5 protein-coding genes are annotated in these 3,144 nt (G+C 65.5%); 2 read left to right on the top strand and 3 right to left on the bottom strand.

Annotated elements, in window-relative coordinates; translation table 11 throughout:
* Positions 1–3: 3 nt before the first annotated feature.
* Positions 4–141 (bottom strand): hypothetical protein, encoded by a 138-nt coding sequence (locus AC1DZ6_RS22165; protein WP_477099289.1) that lies wholly within the window; start codon positions 139–141, stop codon positions 4–6.
* Here AC1DZ6_RS22165 and AC1DZ6_RS22170 point away from each other — a divergent pair.
* Positions 76–228: a hypothetical protein gene (locus AC1DZ6_RS22170; RefSeq protein WP_477099288.1), complete on the top strand. Its 153-nt coding sequence runs from the start codon at positions 76–78 to the stop codon at positions 226–228. The genes AC1DZ6_RS22165 and AC1DZ6_RS22170 overlap by 66 nt on opposite strands.
* Here the strand turns inward: AC1DZ6_RS22170 and AC1DZ6_RS22175 are convergent.
* Together AC1DZ6_RS22175 and AC1DZ6_RS22180 are read right to left on the bottom strand one after the other, a co-directional pair.
* The gene (locus AC1DZ6_RS22175) at positions 157–564 is read right to left on the bottom strand and encodes a GntR family transcriptional regulator (RefSeq protein ID WP_477099285.1); all 408 of its coding nucleotides are present in this window, start codon (positions 562–564) and stop codon (positions 157–159) included. The two genes, AC1DZ6_RS22170 and AC1DZ6_RS22175, sit on opposite strands and share 72 nt — an antisense overlap.
* A 23-nt stretch (positions 565–587) precedes the next feature.
* Entirely contained in the window at positions 588–2,045 is a 1,458-nt protein-coding gene (locus AC1DZ6_RS22180) for a glycosyl hydrolase family 28 protein (RefSeq protein WP_477099286.1), read from the bottom strand.
* Positions 2,046–2,403: 358 nt separating this feature from the next.
* Between AC1DZ6_RS22180 and AC1DZ6_RS22185 the strand changes: the two genes are divergently transcribed.
* Positions 2,404–3,144: oligosaccharide MFS transporter (locus tag AC1DZ6_RS22185; RefSeq protein WP_477099287.1), on the top strand; the 741-nt coding region annotated here is incomplete at its 3' end.

Here is a 3,144-nt window from a genome sequence, read left to right on the forward strand (position 1 = left end):
GGCTCACGACAGCTCCAGCGTAGAGCCGTCGCGGACTTTCACCGCCTGCTGGCCCGAGCCTCGGGCAACGACCTGATGGCGTCCCTGTCGGGCGTGCTCCAGGGCGCGGCCGCCGCCCTCGACGCGATAGGCRACGATCAAGCGCGACGAGACCGCCTAGTCGACGCCATCGAGGCGCGCGACCGCGATCAGGCGGCGCGGCTGGCCCTGGAGCTCATCGCCGGGTGAGCGGGCGGCCCGCCGGGTCCGAGGAACGGACAAGGTCTGGGGCGCCACGCGGACCATCGACCACGGCGTGGCGTCCTCGGCCGGCGGTCCGACAAAGACGCCCGCGCCGACGCGCCTGCGCAGCGGCAGCCGAAGCGCCAGGGCGTCCAGGGCCGTCCGGACGGTGATGCGAGAGACCCGGAACATCGCGGCCAACTGCCGTTCGGGCGGAAGCCGCAATCGACGATCGCCACGCTCGGGCGCGTCGAGGACGGCGGCCTCCAGCAGATCGGCCAGCTGCAGGTAAAGGGGCGCGGCCTCTGGCGACGAGCCAGGATTCAAGGGCGTCGCGCGCACCGACGTGGCTTCACCTGGCCGGCCTATTTGAACGACAGCCCGCTCACATAGGGACCGATCTCGAGAACTTCCGGCTTGGGCCCCGTCAGCTTGCGGCCGGCGATCGTGACATTGTCGAAGGTCACGTTGCGCACCGGCCGGTCCGGGGCATAGCCGGCGATGATCGAGGGCGCGGCCCAGCCCGATCCCGAATAGCTGACGTTCTTGAAGTGGACGCCGTCGATCAGCAGGCCTGGGCTCGTGCCGTACTTGGCGTTGTAGACCACGCGAAGATTGATCAGCTTGCCCTCTTCGACGTGATCGATCCGGATGTTGCTGAAGGTGACATTGCGAACGGTGTTGGTGTCGCCGGCGCTGATGGCCATCGCGCCCTGATATTCCGGATCGTCCTCGTCGAGGGACAGGACGTCGATGTCGTCGAACGTGATGTCCTCCAGGGTGTTGGGCTTGGCGCTGTCGCCGTGCAGGCCCACGAACATGGCGTGCGCCACGTCCGGCCAGAAGATCGACTGGCTGACCCGGATGCGGCGCGTGTCGCCGACGCCGTTCTTGCGCGTGGCGTAGACCGCGACGCTGTCGTCCGAGGTGCGGATGAACGCATGATCGATGTCGACGTCTTGGCAGGCGAAGATGTTGATCCCGTCGGACCAAGCCCCTTTGCTGAACGTCTTGATGTCGCTGAACCGCACGTGGCTGGACGAGCTGCACGCGATCGTGCCGTGGGCGGAATTGAGGAACAGCGGTCCCTGGACCGTGACGTTCGTGGAGTCGTGCACGACCAGCTGATCGGCCTGCTCGTTGATGATGCCGTGGCCGATGATCTTGAGATTCTCGACCTTGGTGGGCGCGAACGTGCCCTGCAGGACCGCACCGCCGGCGATGTAGATCGTCTGGTTCGACGCGCTCGGGAAGACCTTCGCGCCCTCGGGCGGAACGTGCAGGCCGGGGCCGTAGACCACGACGTCGGGTCCCGGGGCCGGCGGCGCGATGGGCGCTCCCGCCACGACGTGCAGATTGCTCAGGGTGTCGCCGTCGAACTCCACCGAAAGGTTCTGAGGCTTGTCGAGGGTGAAGTAGACGACGCCGCCCTTCACCGTGGTCTTGATCGCGTTCTGCTTCGGGCGGACCTCGACCCGGCTGAAGTCACCGTTGTTCTTCTGGACGGCCACCTCGACGGTTCCACGGAAATCGAACTGGACGACGGCGGCGTCGCGCGGGCGGTCCTGATCGAGCTTGACGTTGTACTCGTAGAGATCGCGCCAGGGCCCGCCTGGACGCCTGACCCGCACGGTGAAGTCGTCATTGTGCAGAGCGTAGACCAGCTTGGCCGGCGGCGTGGCGAAGATCTGCAGGTCGGGATCGGCCTGGACGGCCACGCCCTTGTCGGTGTCGCTCTGCGCGGCGGCGACACTGGACAGGCCCAGGACCAGGGACGCGGCGAGCACCTTGGCCGCCGACCGGGAAACACTGTGTTCGCGCATGCTTCGCTCCCTGGGACGGCTGAAACGCCGTCATCTTGATATCGTTGTGTCCGCTTTCTCCCGGCGCGTTCAACTGGACCTGATCCGCCGGTTCGGAAAAGATCGGGGCGCCGGCCGTGCCTGGCGCCCCGCCTCGGAATAGGGAGGAATCGATCCGAGAATTCGCAGGAAGGAGCCATGCAGGCTCTTCAAAAGTGATATCGATATCATTCCCGGCGCGCAAGCCTTTTCCCGCGTGACCATGGATCGCGAAAATCGGTTGGTATCGATATCTGTTTCGATTATCACAGATCAACCCGAGCGGCTCCAGAGCCGCGCCGCCGGCTGGCGTCAATCGGGGGGAGGAGTCGCTTAAGCCATGAAAAAGAAGAACTACGCGCTGCTGAGCGCCTTCCTCTTTCTCTACTTTTTCGCCCAGGCGATGAGCATCTCCCTGCTGGCCCTGTGGCTCAAGCGCACCCTGGGCCTGACCGGCGTCCAGACCGGCGTGGTGTTCTCGGCCAATTTCATCTTCGCCATGGCCTCCCAGCCGATCTACGGCTTCCTGTCGGACAAGGTCGRCTTCAAGAAGACCATCCTGTGGGTCATCGCCGGCATGGTGACGCTGTCGGGCGTCTTCTTCGCCTTCGTCTACGGCCCGTTGCTGAAGATCAATCTTCTGGCGGGCGCGGCCCTGGGTGGCCTCTATCTGGGCGTGACCTTCATCGCCGGCAGCTACGCCCTGGAATCCTACGTCGACCGCGTCGGCCGCAAGGACGGGTTCGAATACAGCCGCGCGCGGCTCTGGGGTTCACTGGGCTTCGCCTTCGCCGCCTTCTTCTCGGGCCGCCTCTACAACATCGATCCGCTGATCAACTTCTCGCTGGCCTCGCTGGCGGGCCTGCTGCTGCTGCCTATCCTGGCCATGACCCGGGTCGAGGCCAGCGCCGAGGAGCAGACCCGCTCGGAAAGCCTCAAGCCGCTGGACGCCCTGGCGATCCTGAAGCTCCCCAAGTTCTGGGGCTTCATGGTCCTGATCCTGGGCGTGACCAACCTCTACCTGGTCTTCGACCAGCAGTTCCCGGCCTACTACGCCTCGCAGTTCGCCGATCCCAAGCAT

It is taken from the genome of Caulobacter sp. P1_B12_2 (assembly GCF_056406675.1).